At 71.5% G+C, this 256-nt stretch carries 1 pseudogene; it reads left to right on the forward strand.

What is annotated here, in order from left to right:
• Positions 1-256: pseudogene (locus ACQG3P_RS20510) on the forward strand (S9 family peptidase); the annotation flags it as partial.

Consider the following 256-nt stretch of genomic DNA (forward strand, 5'->3'; position numbering starts at 1 on the left):
TCGGTGATGGACCCGCCGATTGCGTTCGTGCGCCAGCAGGGCGAACGCGCTGCCAGCGCAGACGACGGCGAGGCGCAGTACACCTCCACCGCCACCGCGCTGACCACGCTCAGCGACCCGACCCCGGAAGGGCGCCAGATCAAGAAGCGCCTGGTCACCTACAAGCGCGCCGACGGGGTGGACCTGTCGGGCACCCTGTACACCCCGCCGGGCTACCAGGAAGGCCAGCGCGTGCCGGCCATGCGGTCCGCGTACC

The organism is Stenotrophomonas sp. SrG (genome assembly GCF_050031795.1).
Taxonomy (GTDB): Bacteria; Pseudomonadota; Gammaproteobacteria; order Xanthomonadales; family Xanthomonadaceae; genus Stenotrophomonas; species Stenotrophomonas rhizophila_A.